The sequence below is a fragment of the uncultured Maribacter sp. genome (genome assembly GCF_947495965.1).
GTDB lineage: Bacteria > Bacteroidota > Bacteroidia > Flavobacteriales > Flavobacteriaceae > Maribacter_B.
Genome location: NZ_CANMBB010000001.1, coordinates 164,024 through 189,906, shown reverse-complemented (window position 1 = coordinate 189,906; position 25,883 = coordinate 164,024). Strand labels below are relative to the sequence as shown.

Below are 25,883 nucleotides of genomic sequence, written 5' to 3'. Positions count from 1 at the left end.
GATGAAAGGCTTTAGAAAAACAAACCCAATTTTAATGCTTTTGGTTTTATCATGCCTTGTAGGATGCAAAGATAAAAGCCAAAAAGACCACAGTTTAAAAGAAGTATTGAATGAGTCTTTTTCAGAAGAAGAGTTATACCGCCCTAATTTTCATTTTACACCTAAAGCTAATTGGATGAATGATCCAAATGGTATGTTCTATTATAATGGTTATTATCATTTATATTTTCAATATCATCCAGAAAGTAATGTTTGGGGGCCTATGCATTGGGGGCATGCTATTAGTTCGGATATGATTACTTGGACTGAGCAACCAATAGCTATTTATCCAGATGAATTAGGAACAATTTTTTCTGGAAGTGCTGTGGTTGATATTAATAACAGTTCTGGGTTTGGTAAAGTAAGTAAATCAACACCTATTGTTGCTATATATACCAACTCTAAAAAATTAGAAGGAAATGATAATTGGAAGCAAACGCAAAGCATTGCGTATAGTAATGATGAAGGTAAAACATTTACTAAATATGAAAATAATCCGGTAATAGATAATGATAAAATAAAAGATTTTAGAGATCCAAAAGTAACTTGGGATGATGATAGAAGTAAATGGGTTATGTCGTTGGCTGTTGGTGATAAAATTTCATTTTACGAATCGAAAAATTTAAAAGAATGGGATTTTCTTTCAGATTTTGGACAAGAAATTGGCGGCCATGGTGGTGTTTGGGAATGTCCAGATTTGTTTAAGCTACCTGTTCTTGGAACAGATGAATATAAATGGGTGCTTTTTGTAAGTATTAACCCTGGAGGGCCAAATGGAGGTAGTGCTACGCAATACTTCATAGGAGATTTTGATGGTACTAATTTTACGTTGGATAAAGAATTTGAAAAAAGTATAAGTAAAGAACATAATTACTGGTTAGATTTTGGAAGAGATAATTATGCTGGAGTAACATGGTCTAATGCAATAAAAAAAGATGGAAGTAAACTTATGATCGGTTGGATGTCTAATTGGGATTATGCACTTAAAGTACCTACAGAGAAATGGAGAAGTGCAATGACTGTTGCTAGAAAGATACAATTGCAAAAAGATGAAAATGGCTATAGATTATTATCTAACCCAGTAGATGAACTTAATGCTTATAGAGATAAAAAATTTAAAAAGGAGAACCTTGTAATTGATGGAGAAACAAAAATTATAAGTTCTAGTAATATTGATTTAACTAGCTTGGAAATTAATTTTAAAACTTCCGAGCTAAATAAAGCAGGTTTTACTTTTAGTCTTACAAACAAAAGTGGAGATACATTGGCCTTTGGGTATAATCTAAACAGTAAAAGATTTTTCGTTGATAGAAGAAAAGCAGGTAAAACAGAATTTTCAGAAAAGTTTGCAGAAGTAGTTTCTTATGCTCCAAGAACTTCATTAAATAAAAATATTAAAGGAAAAGTTATACTGGATAAAACTTCTATTGAGCTGTTTTTTGATGATGGTGAAACAGTAATGACTGAAATATTCTTTCCTAATAGTCCATTTAATAATTTAACTATAAAATCCAAAGATCAGGAATTTATACTAGATAGCATTGAAATCAATAAACTTAAATATTAACTAAACTCAATTATTATGAAATGTAAAAAAGTTTTATTATTAACCCTGTTTGCATTACTAGGTCTTGTTGTTCAAGGGCAAGTTAGTGGTACAGTAACAGATAAAGAGGATGGTATGCCGCTTCCCGGTGTATCTATAGTAGTGCAAGGCACTACGCAAGGTACGGCTACCGATTTTGATGGAGGTTATACTTTAGAAAATGTGGAAGATGATGCTAAATTAGTCTTTAGTTACATTGGTTACAAAACTCAACAAATTGAAGTAAATGGTAAATCCACGATAAATGTTGCTTTAGCTGTTGATGCAGCTCAGTTAGATGAAATTATAGTAACAGGATATTCCAAAGAAAGAAAAGTTGATGTTACTGGGGCTATTACTGTTGTAGACCTTGGGCCAACAGAAGGAGTAAGTTTAAGTTCTGGTAGTGCTGTTCAAGGATTACAAGGTAGAGTTCCTGGAGTTTTTATTGAGAAATCTGGAGATCCAACAGGATCTGCAAATAACATCTTAATTCGTGGGGCAACTACACTAGGTAACAATGATCCGTTGTTTGTTATTGATGGTGTTCCAACAGTAAGACAAGATGTTTTTGCTAGTATAAACCCAAGTACTGTTGAGTCTGTTCAGGTACTTAAAGATGCATCAGCATCCTCACTTTATGGAGCTCGTGCAGGTAATGGAGTTATTATTGTTACTACTAAAAATAGTGCAAAAGCTGCGGGTGGAGAGAAATTTAAAGTTAGCATAAATTCAAACGTATCTGTTCTTTCTGAGAAGAAACAACGTTATGATATGCTTAATGCGCAGCAACGAGGCGAAGCGCTATGGCAAGCATCTGTTAACGATGGTGCTGATCCAAACGGAGGATATGGGGAGATATATAACTTTGACTGGAATGGAGATTTTAATAACCCCATTTTAAATAGTGTTACAGTACAACCATTTGTAGGAGGTGATACTAATGTTCCTGTAGGAGATACAGATTGGCAGAATGAAACCTATGAAACAGGTTATGTATTTAATAATGAAGTATCTGTTTCAGGTGGTACTGATAACTCTTTTCATTTATTCAATATTGGTCATTTAAGAAATACAGGTATTTTAAAACACACAGGTTACGAAAGAATTTCTGCAAAATTAAATTCTAATTTTAAATTGTTTAATAATAAATTAAGAGTTGGAGTTAACACACAAATGTTCACATCTGATGAAACATTAGCTTCTCCAGATGTTGGTAGTGCTCCTACTCCTGGTTTGGCAATTTCTTTAGCACCAACTTTACCAGTTTATGATGCTAATGGTAACTTTGCAGGCCCCATAGGTGCTGGTTATTCTGATAGAAACAATCCTGTCTTAATGCAGTATATAAATCGTTGGGATAATACAGATAGAACAACTGTATTTGGTAATGTTTGGGGTGAATTTGATATTATTAAGAATCTTACCTTTAGAACAAGTTTAGGCTTAGATTATAGCGATTTTCACAGTAGAGATATTGAGACTACTGTTAATAATGGATTCATAACAAGAAGTAATAATAGATTAATACATAACACAAGTAAGTTTACTAGTTTAGTTTTTACAAATACATTAAATTATCAACTAGAGCTTAATGATAAACATAAAATTGGTGTTTTATTAGGAACAGAATCTATTACTGATGATTTTCAAAGCGTTACTGCACAGGCAGATGGTTTTGCAGTTGAGACAGAATCTTTTTTTCAGCTAGATGCTGCAACTGGGGCTAGAACTAATACAGGTTCTTCAACAGGAAGTCGTTTACTATCTCAATTTGGAAAAATTAATTATAGTTTTGACGATAGATACTTAGCGTCTTTTACATTGCGTCGTGATGGGTCTTCAAGGTTTGGTCCAGATAATAGATATGGTGTTTTTCCTGCCGCAACTGTAGGTTGGAGAATTAATAATGAAAAGTTCTGGAAAGAAAACGATCTTGTAAATTCATTAAAATTTAGAGCGGGTTATGGCGAAGTAGGTAACCAAACTATTGGCGATGTAGCTCGTTTTGGGTTGTTTGAATCTAGATATGGAGCAAATCAGTTGCAGGCAACAGGAGATACATTTTTCTTTAACACTTTTTATAATGTTGGTACTGCTTATGATTTAAATGGAAATAATACAGGAAATTTACCTTCTGGTTTTGTATCTATTCAAGCTGCAAATTCTGAATTAAAATGGGAGACAACAAAAGAAATCAACCTTGGTGTAGATTTTACAATGTTTAACAATTCTTTGTTTGGGTCGTTTGATTATTTTACAAGAGAAACTTCAGATATCTTAACAATACCTCCGATTGCGTCTGCAATTGGTGAAGGCCAATTAAGAACATTAAATGGGGCAACTACAGAGGTAAAAGGTTGGGAATTATCTTTAGGATATTCCAAAACATTTGATAATGGTATATCATTTACAGTAGCTACCAACTTTGGAGCTTTTAAAGATAAAATAACTGAATTGCCAGCCGAAGTAGTTTCTGCTTTTCCTGGAACTGTCGATAATTCTATTATTGGTCATTCACAGTTCTCAATTTTTGGTTACAAAACCGCAGGCTTATTTCAAAGTCAGGCTGATATAGATTCTAGCCCTACACAAGTGGGAGCAAGACCAGGTGGATTAAAGTTTCAAGATTTGAGTGGTAATGGAAGTATAGGTCCTGAGGATAGAGATTTTATCGGAACAACTTTACCAGATTTAGAGTACGGTATTAGAATTGATATGGCATATAAAAACTTTGATTTTTCATTGTTTGGATCCGGTGTATCTGGAAGAATTGGACAAGATCCTTATATTTTCTGGAATAACTACGTACAAGGAAGAGAAAATGCTGGTCTTGGGGTGTTAAATGCTTGGACACCTAATAATACTAGCTCTAATATTCCATCAGCATCACTTGCGTTTAATGATACAAGAACTTCTGATTATTTATTTAGAAACAACTCTTATTTTAAAATAAGAAACCTGCAGTTTGGTTATTCGCTTCCAGAAGAACTTACTAATAAATTAGCAGGAATGTCAAGCTGTAGAATTTATTTTCAAGGAGAAAATCTGTTTTGGTTTACTCCAAAGGATTATATAGGAGCTGATCCAGAACGTACAGATGTGAATAGAATTCCAGTCCCTACAACACTTTCATTAGGACTTAACATTAACTTTTAAAAAAATGTCAAATATGAAAAACATAAAAAATATATTAATAGGAGTTGTGGCAGCATTAGTAGTGTTTGCCTGTTCTGAAGATTTTTTAGAATACGAACCAGAAGGGGTTTTATCTAACGAAAATGTGGCAACTGCAGAAAATGCTGAAGCTTTAGTTGTTGCCGCTTATGCTGGTATTGCAAATGATGATATGGTAGGGCCGTTAACAAGTATGTGGGTATACGGTAGCGTGCGTTCGGATGACGCCTATAAAGGCGGCGGTGGACGTGGTGATGTTGATGTAGTGGATAGATATGAACAATACAACTTAACAGTGGCTGATGATCCTTTGGATTGGATGACACCTAGAACTTGGACAAACTATTATGCGGCAATTTCAAGAGCTAATTTTGCTTTAGATGTTATTAACCAAATTCCTGATGCAGAATATGCGGATAAAACAACAAGACAAGCAGAACTTAGATTCCTAAGAGCGCATTCTCATTTTGTTTTAAAAACATTATTCAAAAAAATTCCTTATATAACCGAGGGTTTAACACAAGAAGAAATTTTACAAATTTCAAATGTTATTGATAATGATGAACTATGGAATAAAATAGCAGATGATTTCCTGTTTGCTTACAATAATTTACCTCAATCGCAAGACCAAGTTGGTAGAGCTGATAGAAATGCTGCTGCTGCTTATTTAGCCAAACTTCGTTTGTATCAGGCATATGAGCAAAATGAGACACATCAAGTTGTTAATATTAACATGTCTCGTTTACAAGAAGTTGTTGATTTTGCAGATGATGTAACAGGAGCATTAGAATCAGATTATGGAAATAATTTTCTCGATGGGTTTGATAATGGCCCCGAATCTATTTGGGCAGCGCAATTTTCTATAAATGATGGAACAACGGTAAGTAGAGTTAGTTTCGTAACAGGATTAAATTCTCCTCATGGTACAGGTTTATATGGGTGTTGTGGTTTTCATTTGGCAAGTCATAATATGGTAAATGCATTTAAAACTGATGCGGCAGGATTACCATTTTTTGATACCTTCAATGATGCTAATATTTTTGCAACAGTAGACGGTAATGGAGAAACACCATTAGAACCAGGAGTAACTCTAGATCCAAGAATTGACCACACTGTTGGTATTCCTGGTCGTCCATTTAAATATCGTAATACCCTTAATGAGGCAGGAGATATGATATACAACTTTAGCTGGGCTAGAGATCCGGGTGTATATGGTTATTTTGGAAATATGAAAGAACAACAAGCTCCAGATTGTTCTTGTTATGTTAAAGAAGGACCATTTGTAGGTACTTCTAAAAACATAGAGTTTATAAGATATGCAGATGTTCTTTTATTTAAAGCAGAAGCTTTAATACAAATGAATCAAGTAGACGATGGTATTAGTCTTATTAACGAAGTAAGAAGACGTGCTGCAGCTAGTACACAAAGACAAATAGATGCAGGAGCATCTGATGTTTATAACATTGGTGAGTACCCAATGGGTATGTCTCAAGACGATGCTATTAAGGCTTTAATGTTTGAAAGACGTTTAGAGTTTGGTATGGAAGGAGCAAGATTTTTCGACCTAGTTCGATGGGGCATTGCAGAGACTGTGCTTAATGATTATTTAGCAGTTGAAAAGACTAAGAAAGATTTTCTTGCAAATGCACAATTTACAGCAGGTAGGGATGAGTATTATCCTATTCCGCAACGAGAAATTGATTTTACAGGAGGGCTTTATGAACAAAACCCAGGTTATTAAAAAAGTTTGCTAATCTAAGGTTTGAGTTAGTTGTTATTCCGGAAGAAGTTTTTTTTTGACTTCTTTCGGAATTTTTTAAAAGTTAAAATTATGATGAAAATCACTTGTTTTGGAGAAGTATTATGGGATATATTTCCAAACCATAAAAAAATTGGAGGAGCTCCATTAAATGTTGCTAATAGATTAAATTCTTTTGGTAATGATGTTACAATAATAACGGCAATTGGACACGAAGAAAATGGATCAAAACTGTTGAATTTTATAAAAGAAAACAATATTAATGCTAGTTGTGTTCAAGTAAATAGGGAATATAAAACTGGTAAAGTAAAAGTTATGCTAGACCATAAAGGTTCAGCATCTTATGACATTAAATATCCAAGAGCATGGGATAAAATAAGATTGACAGAAATAAATAAAAAAGTTGTAAAAAATTCTGATGCTTTTGTTTTTGGTAGCCTTGTTGCAAGAGACGAAAGTTCAAGAAGTACTTTGTATGCTTTATTAGAGCTTGCTAAATATAAATTTTTTGATTTAAATTTAAGAACACCTTATTATACCAAAGAAGTGCTTTTTTATTTAATGGAAAAAGCAGATTTCATAAAATTTAATGATGATGAATTATATGAAGTAAGCAAATATATGGGGTCCAATTACAATTCATTAGAACAAAACCTAATGTATATTGCAGAAAAAACAAATACTAAACATATATGTGTTACTAAAGGAGAGCATGGCGCAGTTTTATTATATAATGAAAAATTATATTACAATAGTGGTTTTTTAATTAAAGTAGTAGATACAGTTGGCGCTGGTGATTCTTTTTTTGGTTCTTTAATTAGTCAGTTACTTAATAAGACATCTCCTCAGGAATCTTTAGATTTTGCATGTGCAGTAGGAGCATTAGTGGCTCAAAGTGAAGGAGCAAACCCAAAACTAACAGAATCTAAAATAAATACTTTTATTAATCCAAATTAAATTATTCTTTTAGTAAAAAAATAAAAGTAAAATCCATACTATATTTTTTATTCCCCCTAATCGTGTTAAAAGACCATCAATATTATTATAAAATAATTTTTCTATTTGCAAAATTAAAGTCTTTATGTTTTATTATAAACTATTTTAAAATTAAACATAAAATAAGCGATATAATTAAAGAATTTTCTATAGCATAATTTGTTTTATTACTAATCAATAGAAATACTAATAAAAAATATTACTGCCTAAGTAAGTTTTTACTAAAGATTACATTTAAATTTGTAGTTCTAAACTTTAGGTATGAGTAAACAAAGAAATAGAAGAGAAGCATTAATATATCATGCAAAGCCAATTCCTGGTAAAATAAAAATTGTTCCTACAAAACCTTATACAACCCAAAGAGATTTAGCACTTGCGTATTCTCCTGGTGTTGCAGAACCATGTTTAGAAATAGAGAAAGACAAGAATAATGCTTATAAATACACTGCAAAAGGAAATTTAGTAGCAGTTATATCTAATGGTACAGCGGTTTTAGGGTTGGGTAACATTGGTCCAGAAGCATCCAAACCAGTAATGGAAGGGAAAGGATTACTTTTTAAGATTTTTGCAGATATTGATGTTTTTGATATTGAAGTAGATACCGAAAATGTGGAGGAGTTTATACAAACTGTAAAAAATATAGCACCTACATTTGGAGGAATAAATTTAGAGGATATAAAAGCTCCAGAGGCTTTTGAGATAGAAAGAAGATTAAAAGAGGAATTAGATATTCCTGTAATGCATGATGATCAACATGGAACTGCAATTATTTCTGCAGCAGCTTTGTTAAATGCTTTAGAACTTACTGGAAGAAAAATAGAAGAAGCTCGTATTGTTGTTAGTGGTGCTGGAGCGGCAGCAGTGTCTTGTACAAGATTGTATAAGGCTTTTGGAGCAAGTGCAGAGAATATTGTAATGTTAGATAGTAAAGGGGTTATACGTAAAGACCGTGACAATTTAACAAAAGAAAAATTAGAATTTGCATCGGACCGTAAAATAGATACGCTAACCGAAGCAATGGTAGATGCAGATGTTTTTGTTGGTCTTTCTATTGCAGATATTGTAGACCCTAAAATGTTGCTATCTATGGCAAAGGACCCTATAGTTTTTGCAATGGCTAATCCAAATCCAGAAATAGGGTATGATTTAGCTTGTAGAACAAGGGAAGATGTGGTTATGGCTACGGGTAGATCAGACCATCCTAACCAAGTAAACAATGTGTTAGGTTTTCCTTTTATTTTTAGAGGGGCTTTAGATGTTAGAGCAACAAAAATTAATGAAGCTATGAAAATGGCTGCCGTTAAAGCTTTGGCAGAATTAACCAAGGAACCTGTTCCAGAGCAAGTAAACATTGCTTACGGAAAAACACGATTAGCTTTTGGAAAAGATTATATAATTCCAAAACCTTTTGACCCAAGATTAATATCTGAAATACCACCAGCAGTTGCAAAAGCTGCAATGGAAAGTGGTGTTGCTAGAGAACCAATAGAAGATTGGGATCGCTACAGAGAAGAACTTTTACAACGTTCTGGAAGTGATAATAAAATAGTAAGATTACTACATGATAGAGCTAGAAGAAATCCTAAGCGAATTGTTTTTGCAGAAGCCGAACATTTAGATGTGCTAAAAGCAGCTCAAATTTCTTATGACGAAGGAATTGCTATTCCAATTTTGTTAGGTAGAAAGGATATTATTAATGAGCTTAAAAAGGAATTAGAGTTTGACGCTGATATAGAAATAATTGACCCAAAACAAGATGAAGCTCAAGAAAAAAGAGAACTTTACGCTAAAACTTATTTTGAGAAAAGACAGCGAAATGGTGTAGGTATGTATGGTGCTCTAAGAAAAATGAGAGAACGTACGTATTATGGTTCTATGATGGTGGTAGTAGGAGATGCAGATGGGATGGTTACAGGGTATTCACGTGCATATCCATCTGTGGTAAAACCTATTTTTGAGATAATTGGTAGAGCAGCTAATGTTAAAAGAGTATCTACGGTACATATTATGGATACCAAAAGAGGGCCAATGTTTTTGGCAGATACCTCTATAAACATAGATCCAAATGCAGAAGAACTTGCAGAAATTACCCAAATGACAGCTAATGTAGCAACTACATTTGGTTTTACACCAGTAATTGCAATGCTTTCCTATGCAAACTTTGGCTCATCTGTAAATCCAAAGGCTAAAAAAGTAAAAGAAGCTGTTAGTATGTTGCATCAATCTAATCCAGATTTGATTGTAGATGGAGAAATTCAAACCGATTTTGCATTAAATAAGGAGTTGTTAGAAAGTAAATTTCCATTTTCAAAATTAGCAGGAAAAAAAGTAAACACATTAATATTTCCAAACTTAGAATCTGCAAACATTACATACAAGTTATTAAAAGAGCTTAATGGTACAGATTCTATAGGGCCAATTGTAGTTGGCTTAAAAAAGGCAGTTCATATTGTGCAACTTGGTGCAAGTGTGGACGAAATTGTAAATATGACAGCAGTTACCGTAATAGACGCTCAGGAAAGAGAGAAAAGAAAACAAGCAAAGCAGGCAGAATAAATAGAGTAACAAGTTAATACATAGTTTATGATTACGCATTTAAATGGAAAATTAGTAGAGAAAAATCCAACTTATGTTATAATAGAATGTGCAGGAGTAGGATATTTTGTAAACATATCTTTACATACATTTTCTAAAATTGCAGATGCAGAAAATATTCTACTATTAACACATTTACAAATTAAAGAAGATTCCCACACCTTATATGGTTTTGTAGAAAAGTCCGAGAGAGAAATATTTAGATTGTTATTATCTGTTTCCGGAATTGGTTCTAGTACAGCAAGAACCATGTTATCTTCATTAGAACCTTTGCAATTAAGAAATGCTATTGCAAATGGAGATGTAGCTTTAATACAGTCTGTAAAGGGGATTGGAGCAAAAACTGCACAACGAGTTATTTTAGATCTTAGAGATAAGATTTTGAAAGTTTATGATATAGACGAAGTTTCCACCAGTTCAAACAATACAAATAAAGATGAAGCGTTATCTGCTTTAGAGGTTCTTGGATTTGTCAGAAGACAAGTAGAAAAAGTGGTTGATAAAATCATGACCCAAGATCCTACACTTAGCGTAGAGAACATTATAAAACTTGCGCTTAAAAATTTGTAAAAAGTTTGAAACAAGGGGCAAAAAAAAATCTTAAATTATCATTTAAGTTTGCTTTCCTATTTGTTTTGTTTTTTGGGACAGTTGTTACAACTGTTGCACAAGATAATACAGGGGAAACAGCTAATGAGCAACAGGTAGATTCTGTGAAAACAGGGTTCGATTTGGGTAAAATTTTACTTGAAAACCCAGAAAGTATAGTCTCTAAGTACATTTATGATGCAGAGCTAGATCGTTATGTATATAATGAGAGTATAGGAGATTTTGATATTGGGTACCCAATAATACTTACTCCAGAGGAATATTTAGAATTAGTAAAAAGAGAAGGCATTAAGTCTTACTTTAAAGAAAAGTCGGATGCCTTTGCAGGTAAAAAAGCAGGGAGTGAAGAGGCTAAGAAAAATTTACTTCCAGTTTTTTATAAAGACAATAAATTTTTTCAATCCATATTTGGAGAAGGTGGTATAGAAGTAATACCACAAGGTTCTGTGGCAATGGATTTAGGTGTTATTTGGCAAAAAAATGATAACCCATCCTTATCACCAAGAAATAGAACAAATTTATCTTTTGATTTTGACCAGCGTATTAGTTTAAGTATGCTTGGTAAAATAGGAGAACGTTTACAAGTAACAGCAAATTACGATACCGAAGCAACTTTCGATTTTCAAAATATTGTAAAGTTAGATTACACCCCAACCGAAGATGATATTATACAATCTATAGAGGTTGGTAACGTAAATATGCCTTTAAATAGCTCTTTAATAACAGGAGCGCAAAGTTTATTTGGTGTAAAAACACAATTGCAATTTGGAAAAACTAGGGTAACAGCTGTTTTCTCGGAACAACGCTCTCAGAATAATACCGTTGTAGCACAAGGTGGTGGTACTGTAAATGAGTTTTCTATTACAGCTTTAGATTATGATGAGGATAAACACTTTTTCCTGTCTCACTATTTTAGAGATAATTATGATGAAGCTTTAGAGAATTACCCGTACATACGTAGTCAAATACAAATAACTCGTCTAGAAGTTTGGGTAACTAACCGTAGCCAACAAACATTAAATGTTAGAAATGTTGTGGCAATACAGGATTTAGGAGAAGCTTTAGAAGATAAAACAAGAATTGGGTCTCAAAATGGAGATCCATCTGGGTTTTTTAATAATCCTAGTAATAGGCTGCCTAGGAATGATGCCAATGATTATAACCCTATGGCAATAGGTTCTGGAGCTTTAACAGAATCTATTAGAGATATTGCAACTGTAGAAGCAGGATTTAATATTCCAGGATACCAAGTAAACCAAGGTTTTGATTATGCTATTTTAGAAAATGCGAGAAAATTAGAGCCTAATAGAGATTATGAGTATAATACCCAATTAGGGTATATTTCTTTAAATCAACGATTAAGCAATGATGAAGTTTTAGGTGTGGCTTTTCAATATACCTATAATGGAGAAGTATACCAAGTAGGAGAATTTGCAAATGGTGGGGTGGATGCAACAACAGTATCTGGGGGAGTAAACCCAATAATAGAAAATAATACGTTAGTTCTTAAACTATTAAAAAGTAATATTACCAATATTACGGATCCTATTTGGGACTTAATGATGAAGAATATTTATGCTACTGGAGCATATAGATTAAGTCAGGAAGATTTTAAAATGAATATTTTATATTCGGATCCTACACCAAGAAATTATATTACACCAGTAGAGCCTTTTCCGGCTCCAATTAATGGAAATAAAGATTTACAAGAAAGAATATTATTAGATGTTTTTAATTTAGATAGATTAAATACGTATAATGATGTGCAAAAAGGTGGAGATGGTTTCTTTGATTTTATCCCAGGTTTAACCGTAGATACGGAGAGTGGTAGAATAATTTTTACAAAAGTAGAACCATTTGGAGAGTTTTTATTTGATGAACTTGGTAGCGGAAACTATACAGATGAAAATTCATTTAATCAAAACCAAGAAAAATATGTCTTTAAAGACATGTATGAGTTAACTAAAGCTGCTGCACTTCAAAACCCAGAAAAAAATAAATTTTTATTAAAAGGACGTTACAAATCGGAAGGAAATAATGGAATTCCTATAGGGGCTTTTAATGTTCCTAGAGGTTCTGTTCGTGTTACTGCAGGTGGCCGTCAATTACAAGAGGGAATAGATTATACCGTAAATTACCAAGCGGGAACCGTACAGATTTTAGATCCAAGTTTAGAAGCATCAAACACGCCAATAAATATTTCTGTAGAAAATAATGCAGTATTTGGGCAACAAACAAGAAGGTTTACTGGTGTAAACGTAGAGCATCAATTTAATAAGAATTTTGTTTTAGGAGGTACATTTTTAAATTTAAATGAAAGGCCTTTAACGCAGAAATCTAATTATGGAGTAGAACCAGTAAATAACACCATTTTTGGATTAAATGGAAATTTCTCTACGGAAGTTCCATTCTTAACTAGAATGGTAAATAAGCTTCCAAATATAGATACTGATGTGCCTTCTAATGTTTCTATGCGTGCAGAAATAGCTTGGTTAAAGCCAAACTCACCAAAGAATGCAGATTTTCAAGGAGAAACTACAACTTATTTAGATGATTTTGAAGGGGCACAAGCTTTAATAGATATTAGAGCATCTTTAGGATGGACACTTGCTAGTACACCTTTAGAATTTGGAGAAGTTAAAAATGAAAGACTATATGGCTCTGGAGTTACAGATCCAGATAACCTTTTAAATGGTCACGGAAGAGCAAAAATGGCATGGTATACTATTGATCCAATTTTTTATACCAACCAAAGACCTTCTGGTATTAGTGATAGTGATTTATCTACAAATCCAACTCGTAGAGTTTTTATAGATGAAGTTTTTCCAGAGACGGATCAAGCTCAAGGGCAAACTAGAGTGCAAAGTACTTTAGATATGGCATATTATCCTAATCAAAAAGGGCCATATAATAATAACCCAGATTTTAGTGGAGAAAATTCTACAGATAAATGGGCAGGAATTATGCGTTCCTTAAGTAGTACAGATTTTGAGCAGTCTAATGTAGAATTTGTTCAATTTTGGGTGTTAGATCCGTATGTAGATGGTATAGCTACTAGTCCTGGGGAGTTAGTCTTGAATTTAGGAAATATATCGGAAGATGTATTAAGGGATGGTAAAAAGCAGTATGAAAATGGTTTGCCAGATACAAAGAATACGGAATCTACAGCTCCTACTTCCTGGGGAGAAGTTCCGCAAACGCAAGCTTTAGTGTATGCGTTTGATGCAGAAGAAGCGAATAGAACTATACAAGATGTTGGTTTTGATGGTTTAAGTGATGCTAATGAAGGTACTGTTTTTAATAATAATTCAGGAGCAGATCCTGCATTAGATAATTATGAATATTATATTAATAAAGAAGGTGGCATTTTAGAGCGTTATTTAAATTTTAATAACCCAGATGGTAACTCTCCTGTAGGAGTTTCTAATACTAATAGAGGTTCTACAACTTTGCCAGACGTAGAAGATATAGATAGAGATTTAACTATGAATACGGTAAATAGCTACTATGAATATAGAATAGAAATAAAACCTAACACTACTGTTAATGATAAATATGTAACAGATATAAAAGAAGGAATTACTCCAGAATTACCAGATGGTTCTAGTTTAAACCGTAGATGGATCCAATATAAAATTCCATTAAGTGATTTTTCTGAAGCTGTTGGTGGTATTAATGACTTTAGGTCGGTTAGTTTTATGCGTATGTATATGACAGGTTTTACTAGTCCAACAGTATTGCGTTTTGCTACTTTAGACTTAGTTCGTGGAGATTGGCGTACATATACAAAATCTTTACAAGAAGACGATATTGATAATAATGCAGCAGATGACGGTACAATAATAGATGTAAATACTGTAAACGTAGAAGAGAATAGTACAAGAAACCCAATACCTTATGTATTGCCTCCAGGAGTAGTAAGAGAGCAATTAAATAATAACAATACTATTATCCGTCAAAACGAGCAGTCCTTATCTTTTAAAGTTGAAAATTTGGAGTCGGAAGATTCTAGAGGTGTTTTCAAAAATTTAAACATAGATATCCGTCAGTATAAAAAATTAAAAATGTTTATGCATGCGGAGAAAATTAATGATGGTGATTATTCGGATAATGCTACGCCACTAGTTGGTTTCTTAAGAATTGGAACAGATTTTTCTGAGAATTATTATCAAATAGAATTGCCGTTACAGTTTACTCCTTTTAATGCAACGTCTGAAAGTGAAATTTGGCCAGATGTTAATCAATTAGAAGTTTCTGTTAGCGATTTAAATAAAATAAAATCAGAATTAATTGCAAGCGGTAATTTTAACGAAGCACAATATTTTGAAGTAGAAAACGGAACTATAACTCCAACAACAGAATTTGCGCCAAGAACCTTAGGAAGAATACGTGTTGGTATAAAAGGAAATCCATCTTTAGGTAGTATTCGTTCTATGATGGTGGGTATAAAAAACTTAGATAATTTAAGAGCTCGTGGAGAAGTTTGGTTTAACGAACTTCGTTTAGCTGGTTTGGATAATAATGGTGGTTGGGCAGCTGTTGCAGCGGTAGATGCTAATATTGCAGATTTTGCAAATGTATCTGCAACAGGTAGTAGAAGTACTTCTGGTTTTGGTGCCGTAGACCAAATGCCAAATGAAAGAGCTAGAGAAGATGCTATTTCTTATGATGTAGTTACCAATGTTAATGTAGGGCAATTGCTTCCAAAAAAATGGGGTATTCAAGTTCCTTTTAACTACGGAATATCAGAGCAATTAATTACACCAGAGTTTGATCCTGTTTATGATGATTTAAAGTTAGATGATTTAGTAGATGCTGCAGATACGGAACAACAAGCAGATGATATTTTAGAACAAGCAGAAGATTATACAAAACGTACAAGTATTAATTTAATAGGTGTTCGAAAAAATAGAGGGGAAGAAGCGGATGCTAATTTTTATGACATTGAAAATTTTACATTTAATTATTCTTATAACGAAACAAACCATAGAGATTTTGAGATTTCAGAACTAAGGGATCAAAATGTTAATACAGGTTTTGTTTATAATCATAATTTTAAACCAGTAGAGGTAGCGCCTTTTAAAAAGAAAGATTCTTTGTTTAACGGGAAGTATTTACAATGGTTAAAAGATTTAAACTTAAACCTTTTGCCAAGTAGTATATCAGTGAACTCTAATATTAATAGGCAGTTTAATAAGCAACGCTTTAGAGATGTGTTGGAGGAAGGTGTAGAAAAATTAGAGCTGCCAGAATTACAACAAAGAAATTATCAATTTAACTGGCAATATGCTGTAAACTATAGTTTAACAAAATCACTTAGATTAAATTTAACTGGTTCTAATAATAGTATTGTTCGTAATTATTTTGAAGAAGATGGTAATCCAGATTCTAGAATAGACGAAACATTAGAATTGTGGGATGGTTTCTTTGATATAGGAGAGCCAAATAGACATGCGCAAGAAATGCAGTTAAATTATGAAATACCTTTTAACAAGATACCAGCGTTAGATTTTATAAGTGCCCAGTATAGTTATACAAGTAATTTTGATTGGCAACGTGGTGGCGATGCATTGGCAGAGGTGGCTTCAGATGCATTAGGCTATCAAGCATCAATTAATACGGTGCAAAATGCAAATACGCATAACCTTACTGCGTCTTTAACTATGCAAAAATTTTATGACCTTTTAGGGCTTAAGAAGAGAACAGGTAAAGCATCTGCAAAAAATGCACTTGCCAGAAAAGATAAAGCAGGAAACACAAAAGAGGCTAAAAAGGAAAAAGGAAAAACAAGTGGCTTGTTTAATACAGCTGTAGATGTTTTGACTATGGTAAAGCGTTTAAATGTAAATTACAATGAGAGTAATGGTAAAGTGCTTCCAGGGTATACACAATCTATTGGTTTTATTGGTACAACAAGGCCATCTGTAGGTTTTATTTTTGGTAGCCAGGCCGATGTTCGTTTTGAAGCTGCTCGTAACGGTTGGTTAACTCCTTTTCAAGAGTTTAATGAGCAATATGTTGAACGTACAAATAAGCAGCTAAATATTACTGCAACTGCGCAACCAATAAAAGATTTAACAATAGATTTATCTGCAGATAGGCAGTATTCTAATAGTTACCAAGAAAGTTTTCAGGTTAATGATTTAGGAAACGGAGAGTATCAATATGAAAACTTATTAGGAAATAATTTTGGAAACTTTAGTATATCCACAATAATGATTGGTACTGCTTTTGGAAAAAGTGATGAATTTGATTCGGATACGTTTCAAGAATTTAAACAAAATAGAATTACTGTTGCTAATAGATTGGTTAGTGATCGTGGAGAAACAGTTGGAGCATTAGATGCAGATGGTTTTCCAGAGCGTTATGGTAAAACACAACAAGAGGTTTTATTACCAGCATTTTTTGCTGCATATACTGGGCAAAAAGCAGATAGAGTTAATTTAGATGCCTTTAGATCTATTCCTATTCCAAACTGGAATCTTAAGTATACTGGTTTAATGCGAAACAAATGGTTTAAAAAGAAATTTAAACGTTTTTCTTTAAGTCATGGTTATAGAGCATCATATAGTATTAATTCTTTTCAGACCAATCTAGAAAAGCAAAATGGAGATGTAAATTTAGAAAATGGAGATGTGTTGCCAGATAATATTATTAGTAATGTAGTTTTAACAGATCAGTTTAATCCATTAATGCGAGTAGATTTTGAAATGAAGAATTCTGTGAGTGTGCTTGCGGAAATACGTACAGATAGAGCTCTTTCTCTAAGTTTTGATAATAATTTACTAACTGAGATAAACGGAAAAGAATATACGGTAGGATTAGGGTATAGAATTAAAGATGTAAAATTTGTTACCAATATAGGAGGAGAAAAAACAAGACTTAAGGGAGATTTAAACCTTAAAGCAGATGTAACTCTAAGAGATAATATTACAATCATTAGAAACCTAGATATAGACAATAACCAAATTACTTCGGGACAAAATTTATTGTCTATTAAATTTACGGCAGACTATGCATTAAGTAAGAGTTTAAATGCGCTATTCTTTTATGATCATTCATTCTCTCAGTTTGCAGTTTCTACAGCATTTCCACAAACAACTATAAATGCAGGGTTTACGCTTAGGTATAATTTTGGAAACTAAGTTGTAATAGCTCTGTAGAAATCAGCTTAACTAAGTAGCTTATTTTTTTGAATACTGTTAAAGAATCTGTTACATTTGTTTCGCTAATTAAAATATATATTATGAATTTACCATCGGAATTAAAATATACAAAAGATCACGAGTGGGTTACTATAGAAGACGATGTTGCTACAGTGGGTATAACAGATTTTGCGCAAGGAGAGCTTGGTGATATTGTTTATGTTGAAGTAGAAACACTGGACGAAACTTTAGATAAAGACGAAGTTTTTGGAACTGTAGAGGCAGTTAAGACTGTATCGGATTTATTTTTGCCATTAAGTGGAGAGATAATAGCTTTTAATGAAGGTTTAGAAGAAGAGCCAGAAAAAGTTAATACAGACCCTTATGGAGAAGGTTGGATGATTAAAATAAAAATATCGGATGCTTCTCAAATAGAAGAATTGTTAAGTGCAGATGCTTATAAAGAGTTAATAGGTGCTTAAAAAAAGTATATATAGAATTTTATTTATAAGCTGGATGATGTTAGTAACATTTGCCAGCTTATTTTCTTTTTCAGAGAGTAGTACTCCAAAAATAAGTATACCTCATTTTGATAAAGTGGTGCATTTTGGATTTTATTTTGGAGCGGTTATTTTAGGTGTCTTTGCAGTAAGAGAACAAACAAAAGGAAATACAGCTTTAAATAAAGGGGTTTTATGGATGATTTTTTTTGCAATTATTTTCGGCATAGTTATTGAGATTTTACAATTAACATATACTTCTGATAGACAAGGAGATGTGTTAGATGTTTTAGCAAATAGTTTTGGTGCAATTTGTGGGGGAATAGCAATAAAAAGCTATTTTTCTAAGAAATGGGCGTTAAAATGGAAATAGTATTTGCATTTCTATTAAAATATTAGTTAAATTAGCAATCACTAAATTATATAAATATGGAACTTAAGAAGAATCCAAAAGCGGATTTAACAAAAAATAGTAGTTTATACTTTGTTATAGGACTAGCTGTAGTTATGTTAGTTGTTTGGCGTGCATTAGAATGGAAAACATACGAAAAAACTAATGAGTATGACGTTTCAATGAATGTTGATGATGATTTAGATGAAGAAGTTCCAATGACTGAACAAATAAAAACACCACCACCACCACCACCACCAGCTGCACCTGAAATTATTGAGGTAGTTGAAGATGAAGAGGAAGTGGAGGAAACTGTAATTGAATCTACAGAAACTAGTCAAGAAGAAGAAGTTATAGAGGTTGAAGATGTAGAAGTAGAAGAAATTGAAGAAGATATTGATGTACCTTTTGCTGTTATTGAAAACGTGCCAGTTTTTCCTGGTTGTGAAAACGAAAGCAATAAAAGAGCTTGTTTTAACAAAATGATGCAAAAGCACATTGGTAAAAACTTCCGTTACCCAGAAATTGCTCAAGAAATGGGTGTTCAAGGTCGTGTAAGTGTAATGTTTGTTATTCAAAAAGATGGTAGTATTGGTGGCGTTAGAATGCGTGGACCAGATAAAAACTTAGAGAAAGAAGCAGCTAGGATTATTAGTAAGCTTCCTAGAATGACTCCAGGTAAACAAAGAGGAAGAGCGGTAAGAGTACCATTTAGTATTCCAATTACCTTTAAGTTACAATAGAATATTCCATATATAATATTTAAAATCCCGAGCCTAGGCTCGGGATTTTTTTTTGGTACGCTTCTTGTGTTTTAACATAATTATAACAATCCCGGTAACGGGTCTAAAACGTAACATTATGAATAATAACACAGGTAATCCTGCAAATTCTCACGGCAATGAGAATAGCAGCAAGCGCAACAGAGTAAGCCATAAAAATGGCAAACACAGTGTAAATTTACAAAAAAGAGGTTCTACAAGATTTCAATTTGGTTTAATAATAGCTATGACCATAGTTTATTTTGCTTTAGAAGCGTCTTTTGAGTCTTTTCAAGGAAATGAGATGGTGTATACTGAATTAGAACCTGAAGTTTTGGAGTACTATCCAGACTTGAAGGATGTTAAGGTGGAAGTCCCAGAAGAAAAGAAAATCATAAAGCCAAAGGTTAAAAGTACTTCTTTTGAAATAATAGAAAATGATAAGGAGGTAAAGCCAGAGTTAGAATTTATAGATAAACCAAAGGATGATACTAGTGAAAATTTAAACCCTAATACTATTGAGTTTAAAGATCCTGATCCTATAATTGAGGAAGTAATTTTTATAGCAGTAGAAGATAAGCCTATTTTTCCTGGTTGTGAAAATGTTGGTAAGGAAGAGCGTTTGGCTTGTTTTACAGAGAAAATGCAAAATCATATACAACGTAATTTTAAGTATCCAGAAGAAGCGCAGGAATTAGGAATTAAAGGGAGGGTGCATGTTGGTTTTAAGATTGGAAAAGATGGGTATATATCAGATATACAACTTAGAGGGCCTCATAAATTATTAGAAAAAGAAGCTGCTAGGATTATTAGTAAACTTCCAAAAATGACACCAGGGAAACAAAGAGGAGAACCGGTTAGGGTTCCTTTTAGTATTCCAATAAATTTTAAGCTTAATCTATAATAATACTAAAATGCAGTAGCAACTACTATTGCTGCTGCATTTTGTTTTTAAAAATCCTGTTTTTATAATATTTAATTATAAGATTATTCTTTAAAATATTCGTTTTCACTAGATTAACTTTGTCGTAATGTTCTTTATATAAATATAAATACATGTAAATCGTTGCAAAAAATTAGACTTGGGGTTATATTTGCAGCCCTCAATTAGATGGTTTAAAATGAAAACAGCGGTTAGCACAGTAGAAACAAAGACCTGGTCTTTAATTTATGCTGATTTTAAGGAGATTACAAAAGCAAGGCTTGCTGTTAGTGTTGTGTTTTCTTCTATTGCTGGTTATTTTCTAGGAGCTTTAGAAATTAACTTCATTTCAATTCTTCTTTTATCATTTGGTGGTTATTGCATGGTAGGAGCTTCTAATGCTTTTAATCAAATAATAGAAAAAGATTTAGATGTTTTAATGGATAGGACTAAAAATAGACCTATTCCTGCAGGAAGAATGACGGTGAATAAGGCTTTAATTTTGGCAGTAATATTAACAGTTATTGGTATTATTTCTTTGTACATCTTAAACCCTAAAACGGCTATGTTTGGGGCAATATCTATTTTTCTTTATACTAGTGTTTATACACCTTTAAAAACAATAACTCCTTTATCTGTGTTTGTTGGTGCTTTTCCAGGAGCCATTCCTTTTATGTTAGGATGGGTTGCTGCTACAAATGATTTTGGTATTGAGCCAGGTACTTTATTTATGATTCAATTTTTTTGGCAATTCCCTCATTTTTGGGCTTTGGCATGGATGTTAGATGAGGATTATAAAAAAGGAGGTTTTAAAATGCTCCCTACAGGGAAAAAAGATAAAGGAACAGCACTACAAATTATAATGTATACTATTTGGATGTTGGTAATATCTGTAATTCCTGCGTTTGGTTTTACTGGGAGACTGCATTTATCTATACCAGCTGCAATTGTTGTTTTTGTTATGGGATTAGTAATGCTAGTTTTTGCATTTAAGTTATATGAAAAAAGAGATAATAAATCTGCTAGAAAATTAATGTTAGCAAGTGTAAGCTATATTACGTTAATGCAAATAGTTTATGTTATAGATAAATTTTTACAATAAAAATGGATTTAACACAAGGAACAGCAAAAGAAAAAAATGCAAGAGCAAAAATAATGATGCTCTGGTTTGGTATCATAAGTTTACTTATGGGCTTTGCGGGATGGACTAGTGCATACATAATTAGTAGTAGAAGAGAAGACTGGGTTACAGAAATTAATTTGCCGTCTTCCTTTTATATTAGCACGGCCGTTTTAATACTTAGTAGTATAACCTACATTTTAGCTAGGAGAGCCATTAAAAAAAGTAATGCTAAGAACGGAACTATGTTGTTATTTACAACATTAGGTTTAGGGATTGTTTTTATTGTATTGCAATTCAATGGTTTTTCTGAAATGGTAGCACAAGGGTATTATTTTACAGGGCCAACTAGTAGCGTAAAAATGTCTTATGTTTTTTTAATAGCAATGGTGCATATTGTGCATGTTGTTGCGGGTTTAATATCTCTGTTAGTTGTTATATATAACCAAGTAAAAGGTAAATACGATTCTGATAATATGTTGGGTGTAATTTTAGGTGCTAATTTCTGGCATTTTTTAGACCTCTTATGGGTGTATTTAGTACTGTTTATGACAATTGTTAAATAATATTTTTAAATAAAGTGAGTTTTGATAGGGATTCGGCTTTTCTAAAGAAGAAAAAAAAAGTATTTTTGTCCAAAATTCTAATAAAATAGTAATCTTTTTATGAATTCTACAGTAACAAGTACAAAAGAGAACGCATGGGCTGGTGGTGATAACCAACCTCTAGGAGCAAGTTATGGTAAAATGATGATGTGGTTTTTCCTTGTTTCGGATGCCTTAACATTTTCTGGTTTTCTTGCAGCATATGGTTTTTCTAGATTTAAGTTTATAGAAACTTGGCCAATTGCAGATGAGGTTTTTACACACGTTCCATTTACACATGGTAGTTATCCTATGATATATGTGGCGTTAATGACCTTTATTTTAATTATGTCTTCTGTAACTATGGTACTTGCTGTAGATGCAGGTCATAAAATGCAAAAGAATAAAGTAATATGGTATATGTTCCTAACTGTTATTGGAGGTGCTATTTTTGTTGGTTCTCAAGCATGGGAGTGGAATACGTTTATAAAAGGAGATAAAGGGGCTTTAGAAACAAAAGGTGGTAGAATATTACAATTTGTTAAAGCAGATTCTGGAGAAAGAGCTGCATTAAAAGATTTTGCAATAACTATCCCAGGAGAAAGAGTTGAACACGAAAACAAAAACGGAGTTTGGTTTTATGATGAAGGTTATATGCCAAGCTATACTGTTAAAGAAGTAGTAAAAGGATTTAAAGCAGATTCTAACATTTTAGTTCGTACGGAAACTATTAATGAAGAAGGGCATAAAACATTACTTTCTAGAGAAGAGTCTTTAAAGAAATTAGAAAGTGCAACACAAGTTGTGGAAGGAGCTAATCTTATACACAATGAATACGGTAGTAGACTTTTTGGAGATTTCTTTTTCTTTATAACAGGGTTCCATGGTTTTCACGTATTATCAGGGGTAATAATAAACCTTATTATTTTCTTTAATGTTGTAATAGGTACTTACGAGCGTAGAGGACACTATGAAATGGTAGAGAAAGTTGGTTTATACTGGCACTTTGTAGATTTAGTTTGGGTATTTGTATTTACATTCTTTTACCTAGTTTAATAAAAAATAGATATACATTTCATTTTATTGAAATTTTAAAGCATAAATAATGGCACACGAACACAAATTAGAAATATTTAGAGGTCTTTTAAAGTTTAAGAATAACACGCAAAAAATTTGGGGAGTACTTATCTTTTTATCTCTTGTTACTGCAGTAGAAGTTGTTTTAGGTATTATAAAGCCAGAATCTCTTACGGGAAACTCTGTACTAGGGATGAAATTATTAAACTGGATATTCATCATCTTAACATTAGTGAAAGCATATTACATAGCATGGGACTTTATGCACCTAAGAGATGAAAAATCTTCTTTTAGAAGAGCTATAGTTTGGACACCTATATTCTTAGTTATTTATTTAACATTTATTCTTTTAACAGAGGCCGATTATATTTATGAAGTTTATAAAGACGGTTTTGTTACTTGGAATTTCTAGAATATATATAGAATTAACAAATAAAAAAGACGGTTTAATCACCGTCTTTTTTATTTTTGTACAGTTATTTTATTAATACATATATGAAAAAAGTTTTTGTCTTAGTAGTGCTTTTTATACTACCTGTTGTTGCATATCTCTTTTTTGCATCTGGAGTAAATAACTTTGGTAAATTACCTATTCTTACAGAGAATATTAAAGACGTATCTTCCTTAAATACAGAAGTAACTTTTGCTAATAAGATATCTATTTTAGGATTTTTAGGTAGTAATGTAGAAGTTAAAAAAGGAGCAGCTTTTAATTTAAATCAGAAAATATATAAGCAATTTTTTGAGTTTAAAGATTTTCAATTTGTAATGATGGTTCCTGTAGGGGCAGAAGATAAAGTGGAAGAGCTTAAGAAAGAACTTGGAGGTTTAGTAAATATAGATAAGTGGAACTTTGTCTTTGCAGATACTTCTGAAATTAAAAATGTCTTTAATAGTTTGCAAACCAATATTAAATTAGATGCTAACTATTCCACTCCTTATGTTTTTATAGTGGATAAAGACCTAAGTTTAAGAGGTAGAACATCAGATGAAGATGAGGGTACTAAATATGGTTTTAACGCTAATTCTGTAGCGGAATTAAATAATAAGATGGAAGATGATGTAAAGATTATTCTTGCAGAATACCGTATGGCTCTTAAAAAGAACGCTGCAAATAGATAGTACTTATGAAAAAGAATTATACATATGTCTGGGTTTCTTTAATAGTTCTTGTTTTTGGAATTATTTTTATTCCAAGAATTATAGATAGGATCCAAACTGGTACTATTGTAGATAATGATAGAATGAGCCGTTTAGCATTTATAGATGTTAACGGGGAACATAGAAGTGTGCCAGAATTTTCTTTTGTTAACCAGGACAGTTTAGTTGTTACTAATAAAGACTACATAGGAAAGGTATATGTAGTAGAGTTCTTTTTTACTACATGCCCATCTATTTGCCGAGTTATGAATAAAAATTTGGTAGAACTTCAAGATGAGTTTAAGGAGTTTAAAGATTTTGGAGTTGCTTCCTTTACTATAAACCCTGAACATGATACTCCAATGGTTTTAAAGGCATATGCAGAGGAACATGGAATCACAAATTTAGACTGGAATTTGCTTACAGGAGATAGGGAAGATATTTATGAATTAGCTAATAAAGGTTTTTATATTTTTGCAAAGGAAAATGAGGAGGTTGCTGGTGGTTTTGAGCATTCAGGAATGTTTGCTTTAATAGATAAAAAAGGATTTATACGCTCTAGGCTAGATGCGGCTAATAACCCAATAATATATTACAGAGGAGCAATTACTCCAGAACAAGGAAAAAACGAGGAAGGAGAAACAGAACAAATTTCTATTTTAAAAGAGGATATTAAAAAATTACTAGCAGAATAAAATGTCTAATACAAATAAAGAAAAACAATTTAATAGGCTTATAACCATTGTATCTATTATAGTGCCAATTGTTGTTGCAATACTTTTTGGAGTTAAAATTCCTAATGTTAAACCATTGTCTTTTTTACCTCCAATTTATGCCGGAATAAATGGCCTTACTGCAATTCTTTTAGTAATTGCTGTTTGGGCAATAAAGAATGGTAATAAAAAATTGCATCAAAAATTAATGACTACCTGTATTGGTTTATCTCTTTTGTTTTTAGTGATGTATATTGGGTATCACATGACGTCAGATTCTACTTCTTATGGTGGAGAAGGTGTTGTAAAATATGTTTACTTCTTTATATTAATTTCTCATATTGTACTTTCTATAGTAATAATACCACTTGTATTGCGTACGTATGCTAAAGCATATTTAAATAAGTATGAGGAACACAGAAAATTAGCTAAAATTACTTTCCCTATTTGGTTATATGTCGCAATTACAGGAGTGGTAGTTTACTTTATGATTTCACCATATTATACGCATGTATAAAAATGTTAGTATGAAAAAAATAAGTGTAATTCTTTTTCTATTTTTTATTATTGCTCCAGACTTTTTGCAAGCGCAATGTGCTATGTGTAGAGCCGTATTGGAGAGCGGAGAGAATACTACTACTGCAGAAGGTGTAAATAATGGCATTGTTTATCTTATGGCTATACCGTATATATTGGTAGGTGGCGTGTTTTATTTTATCTACAAAAGAATGAAATAGCGTTTTGTGTTTTTTTTAACACTTTTTTACTGT

The 25,883-nt window shown here is 32.4% G+C and carries 19 protein-coding genes; all 19 read left to right on the top strand.

Annotated elements, in window-relative coordinates; translation table 11 throughout:
* Position 1: 1 nt before the first annotated feature.
* The gene (locus Q0820_RS00875; protein ID WP_298484320.1) at positions 2–1,606 is read left to right on the top strand and encodes a glycoside hydrolase family 32 protein; all 1,605 of its coding nucleotides are present in this window, start codon (positions 2–4) and stop codon (positions 1,604–1,606) included.
* Positions 1,607–1,621: 15 nt separating this feature from the next.
* Positions 1,622–4,783, top strand: coding sequence for a TonB-dependent receptor (locus Q0820_RS00870; RefSeq protein ID WP_298484319.1), 3,162 nt, complete (start codon positions 1,622–1,624; stop codon positions 4,781–4,783).
* A gap of 13 nt (positions 4,784–4,796) precedes the next feature.
* Entirely contained in the window at positions 4,797–6,542 is a 1,746-nt protein-coding gene (locus Q0820_RS00865; protein ID WP_298484318.1) for a RagB/SusD family nutrient uptake outer membrane protein, read from the top strand.
* 90 nt (positions 6,543–6,632) lie between these two features.
* Positions 6,633–7,517, top strand: coding sequence for a carbohydrate kinase (locus tag Q0820_RS00860; protein WP_298484317.1), 885 nt, complete (start codon positions 6,633–6,635; stop codon positions 7,515–7,517).
* A 300-nt stretch (positions 7,518–7,817) separates the two neighbouring features.
* Positions 7,818–10,112 carry an NADP-dependent malic enzyme gene (locus tag Q0820_RS00855; RefSeq protein ID WP_298484316.1) on the top strand — a complete coding sequence of 765 codons (2,295 nt, stop codon included), beginning with the start codon at positions 7,818–7,820 and terminating at the stop codon, positions 10,110–10,112.
* A 27-nt stretch (positions 10,113–10,139) separates the two neighbouring features.
* Positions 10,140–10,721, top strand: a complete 582-nt coding sequence (gene ruvA / locus Q0820_RS00850; protein WP_298484315.1) for a Holliday junction branch migration protein RuvA — start codon at positions 10,140–10,142, stop codon at positions 10,719–10,721.
* A 5-nt stretch (positions 10,722–10,726) separates the two neighbouring features.
* Positions 10,727–17,905, top strand: a complete 7,179-nt coding sequence (gene sprA / locus Q0820_RS00845; RefSeq protein ID WP_298484314.1) for a cell surface protein SprA — start codon at positions 10,727–10,729, stop codon at positions 17,903–17,905.
* 101 nt (positions 17,906–18,006) lie between these two features.
* Positions 18,007–18,387 (top strand): glycine cleavage system protein GcvH, encoded by a 381-nt coding sequence (gcvH, locus tag Q0820_RS00840; protein ID WP_298484313.1) that lies wholly within the window; start codon positions 18,007–18,009, stop codon positions 18,385–18,387.
* Between the two features lie 37 nt (positions 18,388–18,424).
* On the top strand, positions 18,425–18,778 hold the full coding sequence (locus tag Q0820_RS00835; protein ID WP_298484312.1) for a VanZ family protein: 354 nt from the start codon (positions 18,425–18,427) through the stop codon (positions 18,776–18,778).
* A 56-nt stretch (positions 18,779–18,834) separates the two neighbouring features.
* Positions 18,835–19,539, top strand: coding sequence for an energy transducer TonB (locus Q0820_RS00830; protein WP_298484311.1), 705 nt, complete (start codon positions 18,835–18,837; stop codon positions 19,537–19,539).
* A gap of 118 nt (positions 19,540–19,657) precedes the next feature.
* Entirely contained in the window at positions 19,658–20,461 is an 804-nt protein-coding gene (locus Q0820_RS00825) for an energy transducer TonB (protein ID WP_298484310.1), read from the top strand.
* A gap of 217 nt (positions 20,462–20,678) precedes the next feature.
* Positions 20,679–21,581, top strand: coding sequence for a heme o synthase (cyoE, locus tag Q0820_RS00820; RefSeq protein ID WP_298484309.1), 903 nt, complete (start codon positions 20,679–20,681; stop codon positions 21,579–21,581).
* 2 nt (positions 21,582–21,583) lie between these two features.
* On the top strand, positions 21,584–22,165 hold the full coding sequence (locus Q0820_RS00815) for a cytochrome c oxidase subunit 3 (protein WP_298484308.1): 582 nt from the start codon (positions 21,584–21,586) through the stop codon (positions 22,163–22,165).
* Positions 22,166–22,264: 99 nt separating this feature from the next.
* The gene (locus Q0820_RS00810) at positions 22,265–23,239 is read left to right on the top strand and encodes a cytochrome c oxidase subunit 3 (protein WP_298484307.1); all 975 of its coding nucleotides are present in this window, start codon (positions 22,265–22,267) and stop codon (positions 23,237–23,239) included.
* Between the two features lie 49 nt (positions 23,240–23,288).
* Positions 23,289–23,672: a cytochrome C oxidase subunit IV family protein gene (locus Q0820_RS00805; protein WP_298484306.1), complete on the top strand. Its 384-nt coding sequence runs from the start codon at positions 23,289–23,291 to the stop codon at positions 23,670–23,672.
* A gap of 83 nt (positions 23,673–23,755) precedes the next feature.
* Entirely contained in the window at positions 23,756–24,382 is a 627-nt protein-coding gene (locus tag Q0820_RS00800) for a hypothetical protein (RefSeq protein WP_298484305.1), read from the top strand.
* Positions 24,383–24,387: 5 nt separating this feature from the next.
* Positions 24,388–25,095 (top strand): SCO family protein, encoded by a 708-nt coding sequence (locus Q0820_RS00795; protein WP_298484304.1) that lies wholly within the window; start codon positions 24,388–24,390, stop codon positions 25,093–25,095.
* Position 25,096: 1 nt separating this feature from the next.
* Positions 25,097–25,630, top strand: coding sequence for a DUF420 domain-containing protein (locus Q0820_RS00790; protein ID WP_298484303.1), 534 nt, complete (start codon positions 25,097–25,099; stop codon positions 25,628–25,630).
* Positions 25,631–25,640: 10 nt separating this feature from the next.
* Entirely contained in the window at positions 25,641–25,850 is a 210-nt protein-coding gene (locus tag Q0820_RS00785; RefSeq protein WP_298484302.1) for a hypothetical protein, read from the top strand.
* Positions 25,851–25,883 lie beyond the last annotated feature (33 nt).